Annotated in this window: 16 protein-coding genes; 9 read left to right on the plus strand and 7 right to left on the minus strand. The window is 61.3% G+C overall.

Features of this window, described 5'->3' with window-relative positions; genetic code table 11:
• Nucleotides 1-18 precede the first annotated feature (18 nt).
• Nucleotides 19-717, plus strand: coding sequence for a response regulator (locus tag ACM6IT_RS05355; RefSeq protein WP_414914973.1), 699 nt, complete (start codon nt 19-21; stop codon nt 715-717).
• Between the two features lie 40 nt (nt 718-757).
• Here ACM6IT_RS05355 and ACM6IT_RS05360 read toward each other — a convergent pair whose 3' ends face one another.
• The gene (locus tag ACM6IT_RS05360) at nt 758-1,795 is read right to left on the minus strand and encodes a patatin-like phospholipase family protein (RefSeq protein ID WP_056727130.1); all 1,038 of its coding nucleotides are present in this window, start codon (nt 1,793-1,795) and stop codon (nt 758-760) included.
• Nucleotides 1,796-2,016: 221 nt separating this feature from the next.
• Between ACM6IT_RS05360 and ACM6IT_RS05365 the strand changes: the two genes are divergently transcribed.
• From ACM6IT_RS05365 to ACM6IT_RS05375, 3 genes are all read left to right on the plus strand, one after another.
• Nucleotides 2,017-2,295 carry a hypothetical protein gene (locus tag ACM6IT_RS05365; protein WP_007973587.1) on the plus strand — a complete coding sequence of 93 codons (279 nt, stop codon included), beginning with the start codon at nt 2,017-2,019 and terminating at the stop codon, nt 2,293-2,295.
• A gap of 100 nt (nt 2,296-2,395) precedes the next feature.
• A complete protein-coding gene (locus ACM6IT_RS05370) occupies nt 2,396-3,154 on the plus strand; it encodes a CHAD domain-containing protein (protein WP_056727129.1) in 759 nt (252 codons plus the stop codon).
• A gap of 132 nt (nt 3,155-3,286) precedes the next feature.
• A complete protein-coding gene (locus ACM6IT_RS05375) occupies nt 3,287-4,084 on the plus strand; it encodes an acyl-CoA thioesterase (RefSeq protein WP_414914974.1) in 798 nt (265 codons plus the stop codon).
• On the opposite strand, the gene ACM6IT_RS05380 is transcribed toward ACM6IT_RS05375, so the two are convergent.
• The 3 genes from ACM6IT_RS05380 to ACM6IT_RS05390 form a co-directional block, all read right to left on the minus strand.
• Nucleotides 4,085-4,450 carry an Mpo1-like protein gene (locus ACM6IT_RS05380; RefSeq protein WP_056727127.1) on the minus strand — a complete coding sequence of 122 codons (366 nt, stop codon included), beginning with the start codon at nt 4,448-4,450 and terminating at the stop codon, nt 4,085-4,087.
• Nucleotides 4,451-4,652: 202 nt separating this feature from the next.
• Nucleotides 4,653-6,134, minus strand: a complete 1,482-nt coding sequence (locus ACM6IT_RS05385) for a methyl-accepting chemotaxis protein (RefSeq protein ID WP_056727126.1) — start codon at nt 6,132-6,134, stop codon at nt 4,653-4,655.
• 125 nt (nt 6,135-6,259) lie between these two features.
• The gene (locus ACM6IT_RS05390) at nt 6,260-7,069 is read right to left on the minus strand and encodes a TatD family hydrolase (protein WP_056727125.1); all 810 of its coding nucleotides are present in this window, start codon (nt 7,067-7,069) and stop codon (nt 6,260-6,262) included.
• Between the two features lie 237 nt (nt 7,070-7,306).
• Between ACM6IT_RS05390 and ACM6IT_RS05395 the strand changes: the two genes are divergently transcribed.
• The 3 genes from ACM6IT_RS05395 to ACM6IT_RS05405 all read left to right on the plus strand — a co-directional run bounded on the left by ACM6IT_RS05395 (nt 7,307) and on the right by ACM6IT_RS05405 (nt 9,820).
• Complete coding sequence (locus tag ACM6IT_RS05395; RefSeq protein ID WP_056727124.1) at nt 7,307-8,728, plus strand: transglycosylase SLT domain-containing protein; 1,422 nt, start codon at nt 7,307-7,309, stop codon at nt 8,726-8,728.
• A gap of 103 nt (nt 8,729-8,831) precedes the next feature.
• Complete coding sequence (locus tag ACM6IT_RS05400; protein WP_056727123.1) at nt 8,832-9,266, plus strand: DoxX family protein; 435 nt, start codon at nt 8,832-8,834, stop codon at nt 9,264-9,266.
• A 245-nt stretch (nt 9,267-9,511) separates the two neighbouring features.
• Nucleotides 9,512-9,820: a hypothetical protein gene (locus tag ACM6IT_RS05405; RefSeq protein WP_056727122.1), complete on the plus strand. Its 309-nt coding sequence runs from the start codon at nt 9,512-9,514 to the stop codon at nt 9,818-9,820.
• A 3-nt stretch (nt 9,821-9,823) separates the two neighbouring features.
• On the opposite strand, the gene greB is transcribed toward ACM6IT_RS05405, so the two are convergent.
• Genes greB through ACM6IT_RS05420 form a run of 3 tightly spaced genes read right to left on the minus strand, consistent with a single transcriptional unit; the run spans nt 9,824 to nt 13,543 of the window.
• Nucleotides 9,824-10,321 (minus strand): transcription elongation factor GreB, encoded by a 498-nt coding sequence (greB, locus tag ACM6IT_RS05410; protein WP_414917658.1) that lies wholly within the window; start codon nt 10,319-10,321, stop codon nt 9,824-9,826.
• 34 nt (nt 10,322-10,355) lie between these two features.
• Nucleotides 10,356-12,860, minus strand: coding sequence for an ABC transporter permease (locus ACM6IT_RS05415; RefSeq protein ID WP_414917659.1), 2,505 nt, complete (start codon nt 12,858-12,860; stop codon nt 10,356-10,358).
• Entirely contained in the window at nt 12,860-13,543 is a 684-nt protein-coding gene (locus ACM6IT_RS05420; RefSeq protein ID WP_046043370.1) for an ABC transporter ATP-binding protein, read from the minus strand. Before ACM6IT_RS05420 ends, ACM6IT_RS05415 begins: the two co-directional genes overlap by 1 nt.
• 10 nt (nt 13,544-13,553) lie before the next feature.
• Between ACM6IT_RS05420 and ACM6IT_RS05425 the strand changes: the two genes are divergently transcribed.
• A complete protein-coding gene (locus ACM6IT_RS05425; RefSeq protein ID WP_008049055.1) occupies nt 13,554-14,159 on the plus strand; it encodes an arylesterase in 606 nt (201 codons plus the stop codon).
• A 56-nt stretch (nt 14,160-14,215) separates the two neighbouring features.
• Nucleotides 14,216-14,509 carry a hypothetical protein gene (locus ACM6IT_RS05430; RefSeq protein WP_007991769.1) on the plus strand — a complete coding sequence of 98 codons (294 nt, stop codon included), beginning with the start codon at nt 14,216-14,218 and terminating at the stop codon, nt 14,507-14,509.
• Nucleotides 14,510-15,315: the final 806 nt, after the last annotated feature.

Genomic DNA, 15,315 nt, shown 5'->3' on the forward strand with positions numbered 1-15,315 from the left:
TTGTGTTGATGTGAATTCATGAGCCAGACCCCGACCATCCTGATCATTGACGACGAACCGCAGATCCGCAAATTCCTGCGCATCAGCCTCGTTTCCCAGGGCTACAAAGTGCTGGAGGCGGGTACCGGCAGCGAAGGATTGGTGCAAGCTGCGTTGAACAAACCGGACTTGCTGGTGCTCGACCTCGGCTTGCCGGACATGGACGGCCAACAGGTATTGCGTGACTTTCGCGAGTGGTCGACGGTGCCGGTGCTGGTGCTCTCCGTGCGCGCCAGTGAAGGGCAGAAAGTCGAGGCCCTGGATGGCGGCGCCAATGACTATGTGACCAAGCCATTCGGCATTCAGGAATTCCTGGCGCGGATCCGTGCGTTATTGCGCCAGGTGCCCGCAGGCGAGGCGCAACCAGCGGCGCTGAACTTCGGTCCGTTGACGGTCGACCTGGCGTATCGCCGGGTGCTGCTCGACGATGTCGAAGTCGCGCTGACCCGCAAGGAATACGCCGTGCTGGCGCAACTGGCGCGGCATCCAGGGCGGGTGATCACCCAGCAGCAATTGCTCAAGGACATCTGGGGGCCGACCCACACCGAAGACACTCACTACCTGCGCATCGTGGTCGGGCACTTGCGCCAGAAACTGGCGGATGACCCGACCCAGCCCAGGTTCATCGTCACTGAGGCAGGGGTGGGGTATCGGTTGTTGGGTGAGGGTAGCCTTTAGATCTTCGTTGCCTGATAGTCACCCGAGAACCTTCAGGCGTTCAGTTCTGCTCATTCTCATACCGGTCCAGCGTATCCCGCGCAATCTCCCGTCCCAGCGCGATCAATTCCGGCGCCTTGTAGAACTCGAAAAAACGGCACACGCGCTTGGGCACGTTGATCAGGATGTCCGGCGGATACCCGGCAATCTTGTACTGCGCCAGCGACGTCTGCATCACCTCGAAACTCTGGTTGATCAAATCCAGCAAGGACGCCGGCCCAACGTTGTCGATGATGAACGAACCGGTGGCGGAGCGGGGGGCGCCACTGGCTTCCGGAGCCGCCGCCGGTTGCTGCGCTTCGGGTTCGGCGGATTCGATCCACGGGTTGAGGTCCGCCCCTTCGGCCCTCAGGGCCTCCTGCTCGAGGATCAACAATTGCTCGGCCTGTTTGCGGCGGAACGGCAGCTTCGAGCCAAGGGAATTGATCAGGCTGTCGAAGCGGGTCTTGAAGGCGGCGGGACGCTGGATGACCGGCAATTGATAGTGGCGCTGATTGGTGGAGTTGAGGTTGACCGCGATGATCAAGTCGCAATGGCTCGACACCACCGGCACGATCGGCAGCGGGTTGAGAATGCCGCCATCGACCAGCATGCGGTTGCCCTGCATCACCGGGGTGAACAGGCTGGGAATCGCCGCCGAGGCGCGCATGGCCTGATGCAGGCATCCTTCCTGGAACCAGATTTCCTGCTGGTTGGTCAGGTCGGCGGCAACGGCGGTGTAGGGGATGCGCAAATCCTCGATGTTGATCTCGCCGACGATCTTGCGGATCTGCCCGAAGACTTTCTCGCCACGAATCGCCCCCAGGCGAAAACTGACGTCCACCAGGCGCAACACGTCGAGATAGTCCAGGCTCTCGATCCAGTCGCGGTAGTCATTGAGTTTGCCGGCGGCGTAGATTCCGCCCACCACCGCGCCCATGGAGCATCCGGCGATACAGGCAATGTCATACCCGCGCCGTTCGATCTCTTCAATGACCCCGATATGTGCATAACCCCGGGCTCCACCCGAGCCCAATACCAGTGCGACGCGCTTTTTCATGAATCGCCCTCGTTTGAATGGTTCAACAATGCACCCATCGAGGGCCATGCTTCAATCGCCATGGTCGTACGAGGGGACAAGAGCGTCGTATTTTCGACACTCCATGGCGGCACATGGTTATTCTCGTCGGCGCTATAGTTTGCACAGCGGACCAACGGCACTTTTCAGGTGCCACAACGTCTTACCTGCATGACTGTTGACCTATTCTTGAGGAGTGAATGATGAAAGCCTGGATCTGCGTGCCATTGATTGCCCTGGCGCTCGCCGGTTGTGCCGGCAAAACCGCTTATCGCGACAGCTGCGGTAGTAATCTGGATGCGGCATGGCATGAACTGGACCTGGCCAAGGCCGAAGGGTTCGCCGGGACTGTCAGCTACTCCAAGGCCCTGTCGCTGTTGACCGCGGCCAAGACCCAGCAGCAATTCGAGGGGTTCGAAGGCTGCACCAGGAAAGCCGAGAAGGCTCGTTTCTATATTCGTGAATCGCGCGCGGGGCGTTAAAAGCGAAAAGCGGTTACAAGCTCTAAGCTGCAAGCTGCAAGATCTTTCGAGTTTGCAGCCTGGAGCTTGCAACCTGGCGCTGTTTACGGAGTAAACCCCCATGATCGATCGGTTGGTGGCTCAGGTTCTGGGCCTGGAAGTTCGTCTGCTTGCCTGTCAGGCCCGCTTGAAAGAGCGTACAGACCCTGAAGCGTTACACGACCTGCGCACAACCATGCGGCGGTTACGCAGCCTGTTGCGGCCCTTGCGCGGGCTGCCCGGTGTCGAACAACTGGAAGCGGCCGCCTCCCGGGTGGGCGAACTGAGCACGCCTTTACGCGATCGCGAAGTGTTGGCGGCGTACCTGCTCCAGCACCATCAACCCCAAGCCGCACAGTGGCGCATGGCGCAAATGGCCGAGGCCTATCCGGCCGTGGCAGCCAGTCCCGAGCTCGCGCAAATGCTGATCGTCCTCGATGCGTTTCCACGTTTTCTACGTGCTGCCCAGCGCCAGGGATTGCTCAAGGGGCTGCGCAAGCGCATCGAAAAACGCCTGGGCAAGCAGTGGAAAAAACTCGACGAGGCACTGCACGATCCGACCCATGACCGTCATCGGCTGCGCTTGTTGATCAAGCGCGTGCGCTATGGCATCGACGCCTACCCCGAACTGGACCGTTTGCCGAAAGCGGCCATGCCCCGGTTGAAATCGGCCCAGGGCGCACTAGGTGACTGGCACGATTGCGTGCAATGGCTGGCGATGGCTGAACGGGAAGCGGATTTACAACCCTGTGTTGCTGTCTGGGAAGCCACCATGGCCGAGGCTGAAAGCCGTGCGGATCGGGTGCTGGAAAAACTCGGCAAGGCCTGTTTCAAATCCTGAGACCTCCCCGGATCCATTGTAGGAGCGAGCCTTGTTGGGCTCATCTGTCAGTCAATTTGGCCGGAATAGGCGATGTATCAACTTCGCCAGATGGTTAAGATCCCTTCATCTTTTCCGATCCCAGAGGTTTTCATGCGTTTTTCCGAACTGCTCGACGCTGTCCGCGGCCAGCCGCTGGAGCTGTCTATCCCGGCCTCCTGGGCTCAGGGGCGGGCCAGTTTCGGTGGCCTGGTGGCCGCTTTGCAGTACGAAGCCATGCGCGCCCGGGTTCCGGCGGATCGGCCGGTGCGTTCGTTGGCAATCACCTTCGTCGGCCCGGTTGAGCCCGAGGTGCCGGTCAGTTTTGAGGTCGACGTACTGCGCGAAGGCAAGGCCGTCAGCCAAGTGCTGGGCCGGGTAGTGCAGAAGGGGCAGGTGGTGACATTGATCCAGGGCAGCTTCGGTGCCTCGCGGCCCTCGGAAGTGGCGGTGGCCGCTGAACCGGCACCTGAAATGAAGCACTGGGACGAATGCCAGGAGTTGCCTTTCGTCGAAGGCGTCATCCCTGAGTTCATGCGGCATCTGGCGATGCGCTGGAGTGTCGGCGGGTTGCCGTTCAGCGGTAGCACATCCCGGCAAATGGGTGGCTGGGTACGCTTGCGCGGCGACGTAAAGGAAGAGGCCATCGGCGAGGCGCATATCCTGGCGCTGGTGGACGCCTGGCCGCCGGCCCTGATGCCATTTTTGAAGAAGCCGGCGATGGGTAGCACACTGACCTGGACCATCGAGTTCGTGCAACCGCTGCTGGACCTGAACACCCTGGACTGGTGTAAATACCTCGTCGAGACCGAATACGCCGCCGACGGCTACGGGCATGCGGCCGCAAAAATGTGGAGCGCGGATGGCCGGTTGATCGCCATGAGCCGGCAGACGGTGACCGTGTTCGCCTGATCAGTGACGGCGGTGGCGCTCACGCCAGGCGCGCCACCAGCCACCGCTGAGGAAGAACCGCGGAAACGTCAGGAACTGCTCGACCAACAGGCGTGATACTGCATCCTTGCGATCGCTGAAGGGTTCGGAGGCTTGGGTCTCCAGGCTGTGGCCGTGGCGTTGCAAGGCCATCGCCGCGATCACACCGATCACGCCGATGGCGATATTTGCCAGGCTCAGGCTGAACACCCCGGTCACAATCAGTAGAAATGCCACGATGAACAGCGGCACCGCGATCAGATGCAGCACCAGATTGGTCGGGTGCTGATGATTGTTCGGGTACGCTCGCCATTGCCAGGCGGGTAGGTTGGGGTGACGTTTACCCATGATGCCGATCCTCGATCCATGTTGAACACATGTAGGAAGAATAGGCCCGGTCTATGCTGGCGGCGAATCAAGGCTGGCTATTGGTTTGATAGGCGTCATGTTCAAATTTGATGTGGACTCGACTGACGCCTTCGCGAGCAAGCCCTCTCCCACAGGGGAATGCATTTCAACTGTGGGAGCGGGCTTGCTGGCGAAGAGTCCCTCAAAGCTTCAACTGACCTATCGCCTTGCTCAGTTCCCCGGCCAACGCCGCCAGCTCATTGCTGGTGGTCGCCGACGTCACTGTCTGTTGCACCGTGTTCTCGGTCACGTCACGGATGCTCACCACCGCCCGGTTCATCTCTTCCGCCACCTGGCTTTGCTGCTCGGCCGCCACCGCGATCTGTGTATTGCTTTCACGCATTTGCGCCACTGCGCCGGTAATCTCGGCCAGTGCCGCGCCGGCCTCTTGCGCCTGTTGTACGCAGTCGTCGGCCTTGAACGAACTCTCTTGCATGAAATCCACGGCGTCCCGCGTGCCAGCCTGCAACGCCGAGACCATGAGGGTGATTTCATCCGTGGAAGCCTGTACACGTTTGGCGAGGTTGCGTACTTCATCGGCGACCACCGCGAAGCCGCGCCCCATCTCGCCGGCCCGGGCCGCTTCGATGGCGGCGTTCAGCGCCAGCAGGTTGGTCTGCTCGGCGATGCTGTGAATCACGTTGACCACGCCGTTGATCTTCTGGCTGTCCTCGGCCAGCCGTTGAATCATCTCGGCGGTCTGCTGGACGCCGGTGGACAGTCCGGCAATCGACCGTTGCACCCGTGTCACGACCTCCTGCCCACTGCCGGCCAGGGTATTGGCCGATTGTGAAAGGTCACGGGTGGCGCCCGCGTGTTGGGCAATGTGATAGACCGTGGCGGTCATTTCATTGATCGCCGTGGCGGCCTGATCGGTTTCGCTTTGCTGGCCCAGCATGCCGTGGCGCACTTCATTCATGCTGGCCGCCAGCCGCGCGGCGCCGACGTCCAGTTGCCGGGCGGTGCTGGCGACGGTGTTGACCACCCGTTGATAACCGGCCTGCATGGCGTTGAAGGCGTTGGCCATTTGCCCGACTTCGTCGCTGCAAGCCAATGGCACGCGGGCCGACAGGTCGCCGGTTTTCTCCACGTGCAGCATGACGTCTTTCAAGGTGTTGAGCTGGCTGAGCAGGAAACGGATCAATAACTGCGAGGCACCGAGCATTGCCAACATCAGGATGAACACGGCCAACGCGTAGTTGGCGAAGCGCTCGCTGAACACCTGGCTCAAGCTTGGGCCGTGGGCAATCACGGCGACCCGCTGGCCATCGGCACGGGTAAACACTTCGGCACCCATCAACGGATTGTCACCGAACAGCGGCATCAGGTTGATCTCGACCCAGCCGTTTGCATTGATGAGTTCGGGAATGGGGTGTTCATTCAGCGACGGCGCTTGTCCGCGATTGAACGTCAGCAGGTTGTCAGCGTGGGGTAGCGTTTGCCCGGCGGGCCAGGCTTCGAGCAATCGCGCCTGGGCCCGGGCCGAGGCCTGGGCGGCGTCACTGCGGGCCTGCTGTTCGAGCTGCACCGCGTATAGCACCAGCAACAGGGTGGTGACGAAAGCGACGGCGTTGACCGCCCAGAATTTGTATTTCAGCGAGATATTGCTAAGCCAGGCACCCATGGAGGTCTTCTCTGATAGCGGAAACAGTTTTGGCAAGGTGCCAGCATTGTGCCGCTACTCAGGTGGCTGATTCTTGATGCAGATCAACGGCCCCTCAGCATTCCAGCGTGGGAGGGGATTTGTGGTTACTGGGGGATTGATGGCAAGCCGTAGAACGCCCGTGCGCACGCGGTGGTATGCGCCGCCAGATCTTCCTGGCTTTCCCCGCGATGCAGCGCCACTTCGCGCAGTACTTCGGTCAGGTACGCCGGCTCGTTCCGCCCGTTTTTCGGCTTGGGGCGCAGGCTGCGCGGTAGCAGATACGGTGCGTCGCTTTCGAGCATCAGGCGCCCGCGCTTGATTTCCTTGACCAGCGGATGCAAATGCGTGCCTCGGCGCTCGTCGCAGATCCAGCCGGTAATGCCGATGTGCAGGTCGAGGTCGAGGTAGCTGAACAGCGCCTTCTGTTCACCCGTGAAGCAGTGCACCACAGCGGCCGGCAGTCGGTCGCGGAAGTCGCGCAGGATTTCCAGCAAACGCTGGCTGGCGTCGCGTTCGTGCAGAAAAACCGGCAGCTGCAATTCGACGGCCATGGCCAGATGTTCTTCCAGGACCTTCTCCTGCTGCGGGCGCGGCGAGAAATCACGGTTGAAATCCAGCCCGCATTCACCCACGGCCACCACATTCGGTTCGTTGAGCAAGCTGCGCAAACGTCGGGCGCTGTCGGCGTTCCAGTCGCTGGCGCAGTGAGGGTGGATACCGGCGGTGGCAAACAGGCGCCGGGCGCTTTTGTCCAGTTGCTGGCACAGCTCAAGGGCCTGTTCACTGCCCTCGACGCTGGTGCCGGTCAGCACCAGTTGGCACACGCCGGCCGCATAGGCGCGGTCGAGTACAGCCTGGTGTTTGTCGGCAAAACTGGCGTTGGTCAGGTTGACGCCGATATCGATGAGTTGCATGGTGCTACCTCGGCCCAAAGGCCGGAAAGCATATCAGAGCCGTGGATTTATAAGAAAAGCCAAGAACTACAACGGGTTAACGCTGTCTCTTGAGCCTCGGACCAGGCTGGGTTGGTAGTTTTGCCATCATTGTGCCAGTCTTTCGCACTTTGCCAGCGCCTTGGGCGCTCTGTTTTTGTCGCCGCGCTTGATGGTTTTCGTCATTGAAGCGGGCCTCATATTCTTTCCGGAGAGTGGATGATTCGTCCCTCGGTTTTGCTACTGCTGTGTTGTTCGCTGCTACTGCCGATGACGGCGGTCGCGCGTCTGCCCGGGCCGCTGCAAGCCGTACCGGCCAGCAAGGTGCGCGACCTTGCCCAAATTCGCAGCAGTCGTGTGCTGCGGGTGTTGGTCAACCAGAGCCGCAACAGTTCCGGCGAAGTCCAGGGGCAGGCGATCGGGGTCGAATACCATCGTCTGAGAGCGTTCGAGCAATACCTCAACGGCCATGCCCGTGACGGCCAGGAAATTACCCTCAAGATCATTCCCAAGGCCAAGGATCAACTGCTCGGCGCATTGCAGCGCGGAGAGGGCGATTTGGTGGCACCGGGCGAGTTGCTCGATCTGCAACCGGGTTTCGCCGTCAGTACCAGTGAGCCGATTGCCAGCAACATCCCGTTGGTCCTGGTAGGCATCAAAGGCGAACGCCGCTATACCAAACTTGAACAGCTTTCCGGCAAGACCCTGGCGTTACCTGCCGGCAGCGCCGCCGGGGATGCCGTCAGCCAGATCAATCAAAAGCTCGCCCTGCACAAACTGCCTCCGGTCATCATCGAATGGGTCGATCCGAGTCTTGCTGTCGAGGACGTACTGGAGATGGTGCAGGGGGGGATCTTCCACCTGACCATCGTCGAGCAGCCGATCGCCGAGCGCTGGGGCAAGATCCTGCCCAAGCTGCGTTTCGACAAGCAGGTACTCATCAGCGAGCCGGGAGAAGAATTCTGGTTCGTGCGCCGTGATGCCTCGATGTTGCGGGCCAGCATTGATCGCTTCCTCACCGGCTACAAAAAACCATCGGATCAGGACGCCGCGTTCCTGCGGATCTATCGTCGTCTCTATCAAGTGCACTATCCACTGGCCAAGGCGGACCGGCAGCGTCTGGAAAAGCTTCGCCCGGTGCTGCAGAAGCACGCCGATGCCCAGGGCATGGACTGGCTGAACCTGGCGGCGCTGGCCTTCAAGGAGTCAGCCCTGCAACCCGCCGCCCGCAGTGGCGGTGGCCCCACCGGTCTGATGCAGATCACGCCATCTGCGGCGCAGCGGGTGGGTGTCAACAATATCCAGGACCTTGATGGCAATGTGCAGGCAGGGGCCAAGTACCTGGCGATGATCCGGCGCAAGTTCTTTGCCAGTCCCAAACTCAACGAGCGCGAACGCATGGCCTTCGTGCTGGCGGCCTACAACATCGGGCCGGAGCGAGTGCAAGGCATGCGGGCAGAAGCCCGGCGGCGAGGCTTGAATCCCAACCAGTGGTTCTTCCAGGTTGAACGCATTGCCATGGAGCAAGTGGGTATGGGCCCCGTCAGCTATGTTAATAGCGTGAACAAGTATTACTTGGCATTCGATCGGGAGCGGGAGTCGTTGGAGCCCCAGGGGCAAAAGGTTGCCTCACGCAAATGATCAACTAATCTGATTGTTATGACGGGTTTTTTGCGCTTTTAACATGTGAATTACTGATTAATATAGCGGCCAACCAACACACACTTACAAGGAATGAAACAGCATGAGCACTCTGATCAATAAGGTAATGTCTACCCGCGCCGGCTACGGCCTGACCGTTCTGCGCATCGTGGTCGGCATTGTTTTCGCCGCTCACGGCTCGCAGAAACTCTTCGGGGCATTCGGTGGCTATGGTCTGGCTGGAACCGCGCAGTACATGGAAAGCCTCGGACTGACGCCGGGTTACCTGATGGCGGCACTGGCGGGTGGCACCGAGTTCTTCGCCGGCCTGGCCCTGATCATCGGCTTGCTGGTTCGCCCGGCCGCACTGGGCCTGATCTTCCTGTCGCTGGTGGCGATTTTCTCGGTGCACATCAGCAATGGTCTGTTCATGGCCAACAACGGTTATGAATTCGCCCTGGCATTGCTCGGTGGCAGTATCGCGGTATTGATCGAAGGTGCGGGCAAACTCTCGGCGGACCGTGCCATCGCCGGCTGACCCCTCTGGCTCAACAAAAAGGCCCGCATTGCGGGCCTTTTTTGTTGAGCGTCATTCTTGACACTGTCCAGTCAGCTTCTCTAGGATGTTGCTCATGCGCCGATTTAAACAGCTACTTGCGGGGCGCCAGGTGACTCATCCAGTTGCCGATAGAAGCCGGAACAGGCTTCGAAATACCGCTAAAGCGCTGGTTCGGTGTTGCCTCTCACCTGCCATGCAGACTTTTGAGGCAGAGACACGACCCAATGAATGCACTAAACGCCGTTGTACGTCCCGCGCCGATCACGGCACATCTGACCCAGCGCAATCCAAAAATCCTGCTTGGCGGCAAACATCAGCCGACGCTCTTGCGTTATCTCGATGGCTGGCCACGTCGTACCGGAGGTCCCGCTGCCTTCCTGATCCAGTTTGTCGATGACGGTGAGTCGCTCGCTCGTTTTGCCGACGACAGTTTCGACCTGGCAGTGATTCAGTCCCCCAGCCTCGAAGATGCGCCTGAAGTGATCCGGCAACTGACCCGCGTTGCCCGGCAAGGGCTGATCACCCGGCGTTGAAACTCACGGGTAGTCGATCGCCACAATATACACACACTGTTCACCGGTCGGTGTCTGGACCCGGACTTCGGCGTCCAGTGCCTTGCCGATCAGGGCGCGAGCCAAGGGCGAGTCGATGCTGATCAGGCCCTGTTTGAGGTCCAGTTCATCGGGCCCGACAATGCGGTAGCGCGACTCTTTGCCATCCTTGTCTTCGATCGTGACCCAGGCGCCGAAATAGACCTTGTTCGGATCGCTGGGTTTTTCGCTGACAACCTTGAGCGCTTCCAGGCGTTTGGTGAGAAAACGCACGCGGCTGTCGATCTCTCGCAGCATCTTTTTGCCATAGGTGTATTCGGCGTTCTCCGAGCGATCCCCCTGGGCCGCGGCTTCGCTGACAGCCTGGGTGACCTGGGGCCGACGTACATGCCACAGCTCATGGAACTCGGCGCGCATCCGCGCTTCTCCCTCGGGGGTGATCAGCGCGGTGCCAGCGGTGCGGGGAGGGCGGTAACGGCTCATGACAGCTTCTTGTGGTGAGAATGGCAGGAGTCTATCAACCCTCGCGCAGGACTGTCAGCGGGCTGGTGTTCAATGCCCGACGGGTGCCGAACACCCCGGCGCCACCAATGAGCACGGCGCCCAGCAGTGGCAGCACCAACAGCCACGGGTGCGGATGCCACGGCAGGTCAAAGGCGTAGCGGTAGAGCACCCAACTCACCACTTCCGAACCCAGCGCAGCCAGCAAGCCACTGACTGCGCCCAGTAAGCCGAACTCGATACGTCGAGCCTTGACCAGCAGTAGCCGCTCCGCCCCCAGCGCACGCAGCAACGCGCCTTGGCGAATGCGTTCATCCAGCGTCGCTTGCAGGCCGGAGAACAGCACCGCCATCCCCGCCGCCAACACGAACAGCAACACGTACTCCACCGCCAGGGTCACCTGGGCGAGGATGCTGCGCAGTTGCTCCAGCAAGGCTTCTACCTGCAGGATGGTCACCGCCGGGAAAGCGCGAGACAGGTCGACAATCTGTTGGTCATGACCCGATGCCAGATAGAAACTGGTCAGGTAGGTTGCTGGCAGATCCTTGAGGGTGCCGGGCTGGAAGATCATGAAGAAATTAGGCTGGAAGTTGTCCCAGTTGATCTCCCGCAGGCTGGTGACCTTCGCCTCGCGATTGACCCCGCCAACGCTGAAAACCAGGTGGTCGCCGAGCTTGATCTTCAGGCTTTCGGCGACCTTGCCCTCTACCGACACGCCAGGAACATCGTCCGGCGTCTGTTCGTTCCACCAATTGCCGGCCGTGAGTTTGTTGCCCGTCGGCAGGTCCGCGGCCCAGGTCAGGCTCAGGTCGCGCTGGATTGCCCGATCACCTGCCGATTCCTTGGTGACGATTTGCTGCACCGGCTCGCCGTTGATGTTGATCAAGCGCCCGGGCACCACCGGGTACAGCGGAGCCGATTGCGCCGACACGGCAATCAGGTGATCGGTGAAGGCCTGTTTGTCCGCTGGCAGGATGTTCAGCGCAAAGTAGTTCGGTGCGTTTTTCGGCAGCTGGTTCTGCCAGGTGTCCAGCAACTCGCCGCGCAGCAGCGCAATCAGCGCCATCGACAGCAGAATCAGGCCGAATGCCAGGGACTGGCCCGCGGCAGCGAGGGGATGACGCAGCAGTTGGCCCAGTCCCAGACGCCAGGGCAAGGGCGCACGGGCAAGCATGCGCCGCAGACTCTTCAACAGCAGCAGCAACAAGCCGCCCAGCACCAGTGCTGCAATCACGCCGCCGCCGAGCAGGGCAAAGGTCAGCACCAGGTCCAGGCTCAAGCGCCACATGATCAGGCCGAGGGCGCCCAGCGCTGCGCCGTAGACCATCCAGGTGCTGGAAGGGATCGGCAGCATGTCCCGGCGCAGCACGCGCAATGGCGGAACCCGGCCCAGAGCCGCCAGTGGCGGCAAGGCGAAACCGGCCAGCGCCACCAGTCCGGTGCCGATCCCGGCAACTGCCGGAAACAGCCCCCCAGGAGGCACATCGGTCGGCAACAAGTCATGCAGCAGGGCAAACAACCCCAGTTGGGCGAGCCAACCGAGGAGAGCACCGCTGATGCTGGCCAGCAGCCCGAGCACAGTCAGTTGCAGGCTGAACAACACCATGGTTTCCCGGCGCGACAGCCCGAGGCAGCGCAGCAGGGCACTGGCGTCGAACCGGCGGGTGGCGAAGCGGGTTGCCGACAGCGCTACCGCTACGCCGGACAACAACACTGCCACCAGGCTGGCCATGTTCAGGTAGCGTTCGGCCTTGCCCAGGGCGCCGCCGATCTGTCGATTGCCGTCGCGGGCGTCCTGCAAGCGCTGGTTGGCGGCGAGCCCCGGTTTGATCAGTTGCCGATACGTCTCAAGTGCCTGAGCGTTGCCTCGCCATAATTCGCGATAGCTGACCCGGCTGCCGGGCTGCACCACGCCGGTGGCCGCAAGATCGTCGAGGTTGATCAGCACTCGCGGCGTCAAGCTGTAGAAATTGCCGGCGCGGTCGGGTTCGTAAGTCAGCACCCGTGCCAGTTTCAGGGCTTTCATGCCGACATCGATGCTGTCGCCGATCTTCAGGTCCAGGGCGGTCAACAGGCGTGCCTCGACCCAGGCTTCTCCGGGTCGCGGTCCGCCACCGACTGTTTCCGTGGCAAAGGGTGCGGGCGCGCTTTTCAATTCGCCGCGTAGCGGGTAGGTGCCGTCGGCCGCCTTGATGCTGGACAGCTGGATGCCGTTGTCGGTGGCGATGACGCTGGAGAACTCCACCACCTGAGCGTGTTCCAGACCCAGTTCGGTACCGCTTCTTATCTGTTCGGGGCGCGCGGGCGAACTGCCTTCGAGCAGCAGGTCGGCACCGAGGAATTCGGTAGCGCGCAGCATCATGGCGCCGTTCAGGCGGGCTCCGAAATAGCCAATGGCGGTGCTGGCGGCCACGGCCACCAGCAAGGCGAAAAACAACACGCGCAATTCACCGGCGCGGGCATCACGCAGCAATTGGCGGATGGCGAGGCTGAACAGGCGCAACAGCGGCAGACGTGCCATCAAGGCTCCAGAGGGGCGACCAGCAGGCCGGCTTCAAGACGGATCAGGCGCCGGCAGCGGTGGGCCAGGCGTTCATCGTGAGTCACCAGCACCAAGGTCGTGCCGCGCTCCTGGTTGAGCTCGAACAGCAAGTCGCTGATGCGCTCGCCGGTGTGGCTGTCGAGGTTGCCGGTCGGTTCGTCGGCGAACAGCACATCCGGCTCGGCGGCAAACGCGCGGGCAATCGCCACGCGTTGTTGCTCTCCGCCGGAGAGCTGGCGCGGCGAGTGAGTCAGGCGTTGGCCCAGTCCCACCCGTTGCAGCAATTGGGTGGCGCGTTCGCGGGCGTCTTTGCGGCCATCGAGCTCCAGAGGCAGCATGACGTTTTCCAGGGCATTGAGACTGTCGAGCAACTGAAACGATTGAAAGACAAAACCCACGTGCTCGGCGCGGATGCGCGCGCGCTGGTCTTCATCGAGGTTGCTCAGGCCTTGTCCGGCGAGGGTGACTTCGCCGCTGCTCGGCAGGTCAAGGCCGGCGAGCAGGCCCAGCAGGGTGGACTTGCCGGAACCCGAAGCGCCGACGATGGCCAGGCTGTCGCCCTTGTTCAGTTCCAGGCTGAGTTGGTGCAGGATGGTCAGTTCACCTTCCGCGCTGGGAACCACTTTGCTAAGGTCCTTCGCGATGAGAATGCTTGCGCCCATGGAGAGTCCGATGCGTGTCTGGTTTTTGAGTGCTGGCCTGGCCTTGATGTGCATGGCCCAAAACGCAGCGGCGGGTACAGTCCTGATCGTTGGGGATAGTATCAGCGCCGGTTTCGGGCTGGATACCCGGCTGGGGTGGGTGTCGCTGCTTGAGCAACGGCTCAGGCGCGAAGGTTTCGACGACAAAGTGATCAATGCGTCCATCAGTGGCGATACCAGTGCCGGAGGCCAGGCGCGCCTGCCCGCGCTGCTTGCAGAGCATAAACCGGAACTGGTGATCCTCGAGTTGGGCGGCAATGATGGCCTGCGCGGGATGCTGCCAACTCAATTGCAACAAAATCTTGCTTCGATGATCGACAGCTCCCGGGCCAGCGGTGCCAAGGTGTTGCTGCTCGGCATGCAATTGCCACCTAATTATGGTGCGCGTTACACCAAGGCGTTCGCCGAGGTCTATAGCAACCTGGCCGATGAGAAAAAGATCCCGCTGGTGCCGTTTTTCCTCGATGGTGTGGGCGGTCATCCGGACTTGATGCAGGCTGATGGCATACACCCGGCGGCCGGGGCCCAGGACAAGTTGCTGGAAAATGTCTGGCCTACCCTAAAACCGCTGTTATGAGACTTTTCTAGAGGCAGGCTTTCGGCTAAGGTGGCGCCCCCGATTTGGAGCCCCCGATGCCGCGTCCCGCCTGGTCACTATTTGCCTATCAACTGATCGAGCCTGACGAACAGCTGGATCTGTTCGCCTGCCAGGAAGTGCGGGTGCATCTGGTGACCCGTCAGCTGGAGTTGGGCGGCTCGGCGGACCGGACCCTGTGTGGCAGCCTGTTGCCGGCTTCGCCTCGCTGGTCGAGTGTTGATCGCCGGGTGTTTCAGGACCAGCGGCTGTGTTCGCTGTGCCGGGCCATTCTTGAGTCGCAGAAGCGGGGGACGTCGCCGATCTGGCCTGAACTGCGGTTCGAGCTTTGATCCGTCAGGAGTCGAGGCGGCCTTCGAGCCGACCTGTCTTTTGTTGACCGTGTACATATCCGTTGCTGCGGTAACGGCGACTTATGGTTTCGCCCTTACGGCGAGTCACTTTTAACAAGCGCCTTAAAAGTAACCAAAAGCGCTCGCCCCGAACGTACGGCCCCTCGCTAAGGCTCGGGGTTCCTTCGCTCCGGTATCCATCCGGGGGCATTGCCCTCCGGTCTGCTTCGCGACGACCTACATGCAATGAGTTCGACTGCGTCGAACGGCGCTGCGCGCCCATCCCCGGATGAACACCTCCACTCAGCCTCCCGAGGGGGCGGGTGGATCAAGATCAAGAGCTGCAGGCGAGCTAACGCTCGGCCTGATGAGTGGTGAAGAGCGAAGGTGTACGCCGATCTGCCTTTGCTCTTCTGTGGGAGCAGGCTTGGTCCGGGCGGCGTTCCGAAGATGGCGGCCTGACAGCCGACCAATTTTTTTCAGATATACCCGGATCAACTGTGGGAGCGAGCTTGCTCGCGAAGGCGGCCTGCCGGTCACCAGGTACCTCCCAGACGAACGAAACCCGCGAGCAGGTCGGGCCAGTAGGCCGCCTCGGCCGCTTTTGCGGTGTACGCCCCCTCGTGAGGCCGAATGTCAGGGGCAAGAGCGTTTGGTTACTTTGCGCCGGGCCGCGCAGGCTTTTCAAAGTGACCCGCTGTAAGAGCGGAACCGCCAGAGGCCGTTACCGCAGCAACGGATATGTACACCCTCAAAAATCCATGCCGCCTGACACATAGCCATCGTCGGAACGCCGCCCGGACCAA

Origin of the sequence: Pseudomonas sp. IT-P4 (assembly GCF_949767755.1) — a bacterium.
Lineage (GTDB): Bacteria > Pseudomonadota > Gammaproteobacteria > Pseudomonadales > Pseudomonadaceae > Aquipseudomonas > Aquipseudomonas monachiensis.

Coding starts and splice junctions, on each gene's coding strand:
- ACM6IT_RS05360 (WP_056727130.1), bottom strand. CDS start 1,795: ATGAAAAAGCGCGTCGCACTGGTATTGGGCTCGGGTGGAGCCCGGGGT.
- ACM6IT_RS05380 (WP_056727127.1), bottom strand. CDS start 4,450: ATGGGTAAACGTCACCCCAACCTACCCGCCTGGCAATGGCGAGCGTAC.
- ACM6IT_RS05400 (WP_056727123.1), top strand. CDS start 8,832: ATGAGCACTCTGATCAATAAGGTAATGTCTACCCGCGCCGGCTACGGC.
- ACM6IT_RS05395 (WP_056727124.1), top strand. CDS start 7,307: ATGATTCGTCCCTCGGTTTTGCTACTGCTGTGTTGTTCGCTGCTACTG.
- ACM6IT_RS05425 (WP_008049055.1), top strand. CDS start 13,554: ATGCGTGTCTGGTTTTTGAGTGCTGGCCTGGCCTTGATGTGCATGGCC.
- ACM6IT_RS05385 (WP_056727126.1), bottom strand. CDS start 6,134: ATGGGTGCCTGGCTTAGCAATATCTCGCTGAAATACAAATTCTGGGCG.
- ACM6IT_RS05365 (WP_007973587.1), top strand. CDS start 2,017: ATGAAAGCCTGGATCTGCGTGCCATTGATTGCCCTGGCGCTCGCCGGT.
- ACM6IT_RS05430 (WP_007991769.1), top strand. CDS start 14,216: ATGCCGCGTCCCGCCTGGTCACTATTTGCCTATCAACTGATCGAGCCT.
- ACM6IT_RS05390 (WP_056727125.1), bottom strand. CDS start 7,069: ATGCAACTCATCGATATCGGCGTCAACCTGACCAACGCCAGTTTTGCC.
- greB (WP_414917658.1), bottom strand. CDS start 10,321: ATGAGCCGTTACCGCCCTCCCCGCACCGCTGGCACCGCGCTGATCACC.
- ACM6IT_RS05420 (WP_046043370.1), bottom strand. CDS start 13,543: ATGGGCGCAAGCATTCTCATCGCGAAGGACCTTAGCAAAGTGGTTCCC.
- ACM6IT_RS05355 (WP_414914973.1), top strand. CDS start 19: ATGAGCCAGACCCCGACCATCCTGATCATTGACGACGAACCGCAGATC.
- ACM6IT_RS05370 (WP_056727129.1), top strand. CDS start 2,396: ATGATCGATCGGTTGGTGGCTCAGGTTCTGGGCCTGGAAGTTCGTCTG.
- ACM6IT_RS05415 (WP_414917659.1), bottom strand. CDS start 12,860: ATGGCACGTCTGCCGCTGTTGCGCCTGTTCAGCCTCGCCATCCGCCAA.
- ACM6IT_RS05405 (WP_056727122.1), top strand. CDS start 9,512: ATGAATGCACTAAACGCCGTTGTACGTCCCGCGCCGATCACGGCACAT.
- ACM6IT_RS05375 (WP_414914974.1), top strand. CDS start 3,287: ATGCGTTTTTCCGAACTGCTCGACGCTGTCCGCGGCCAGCCGCTGGAG.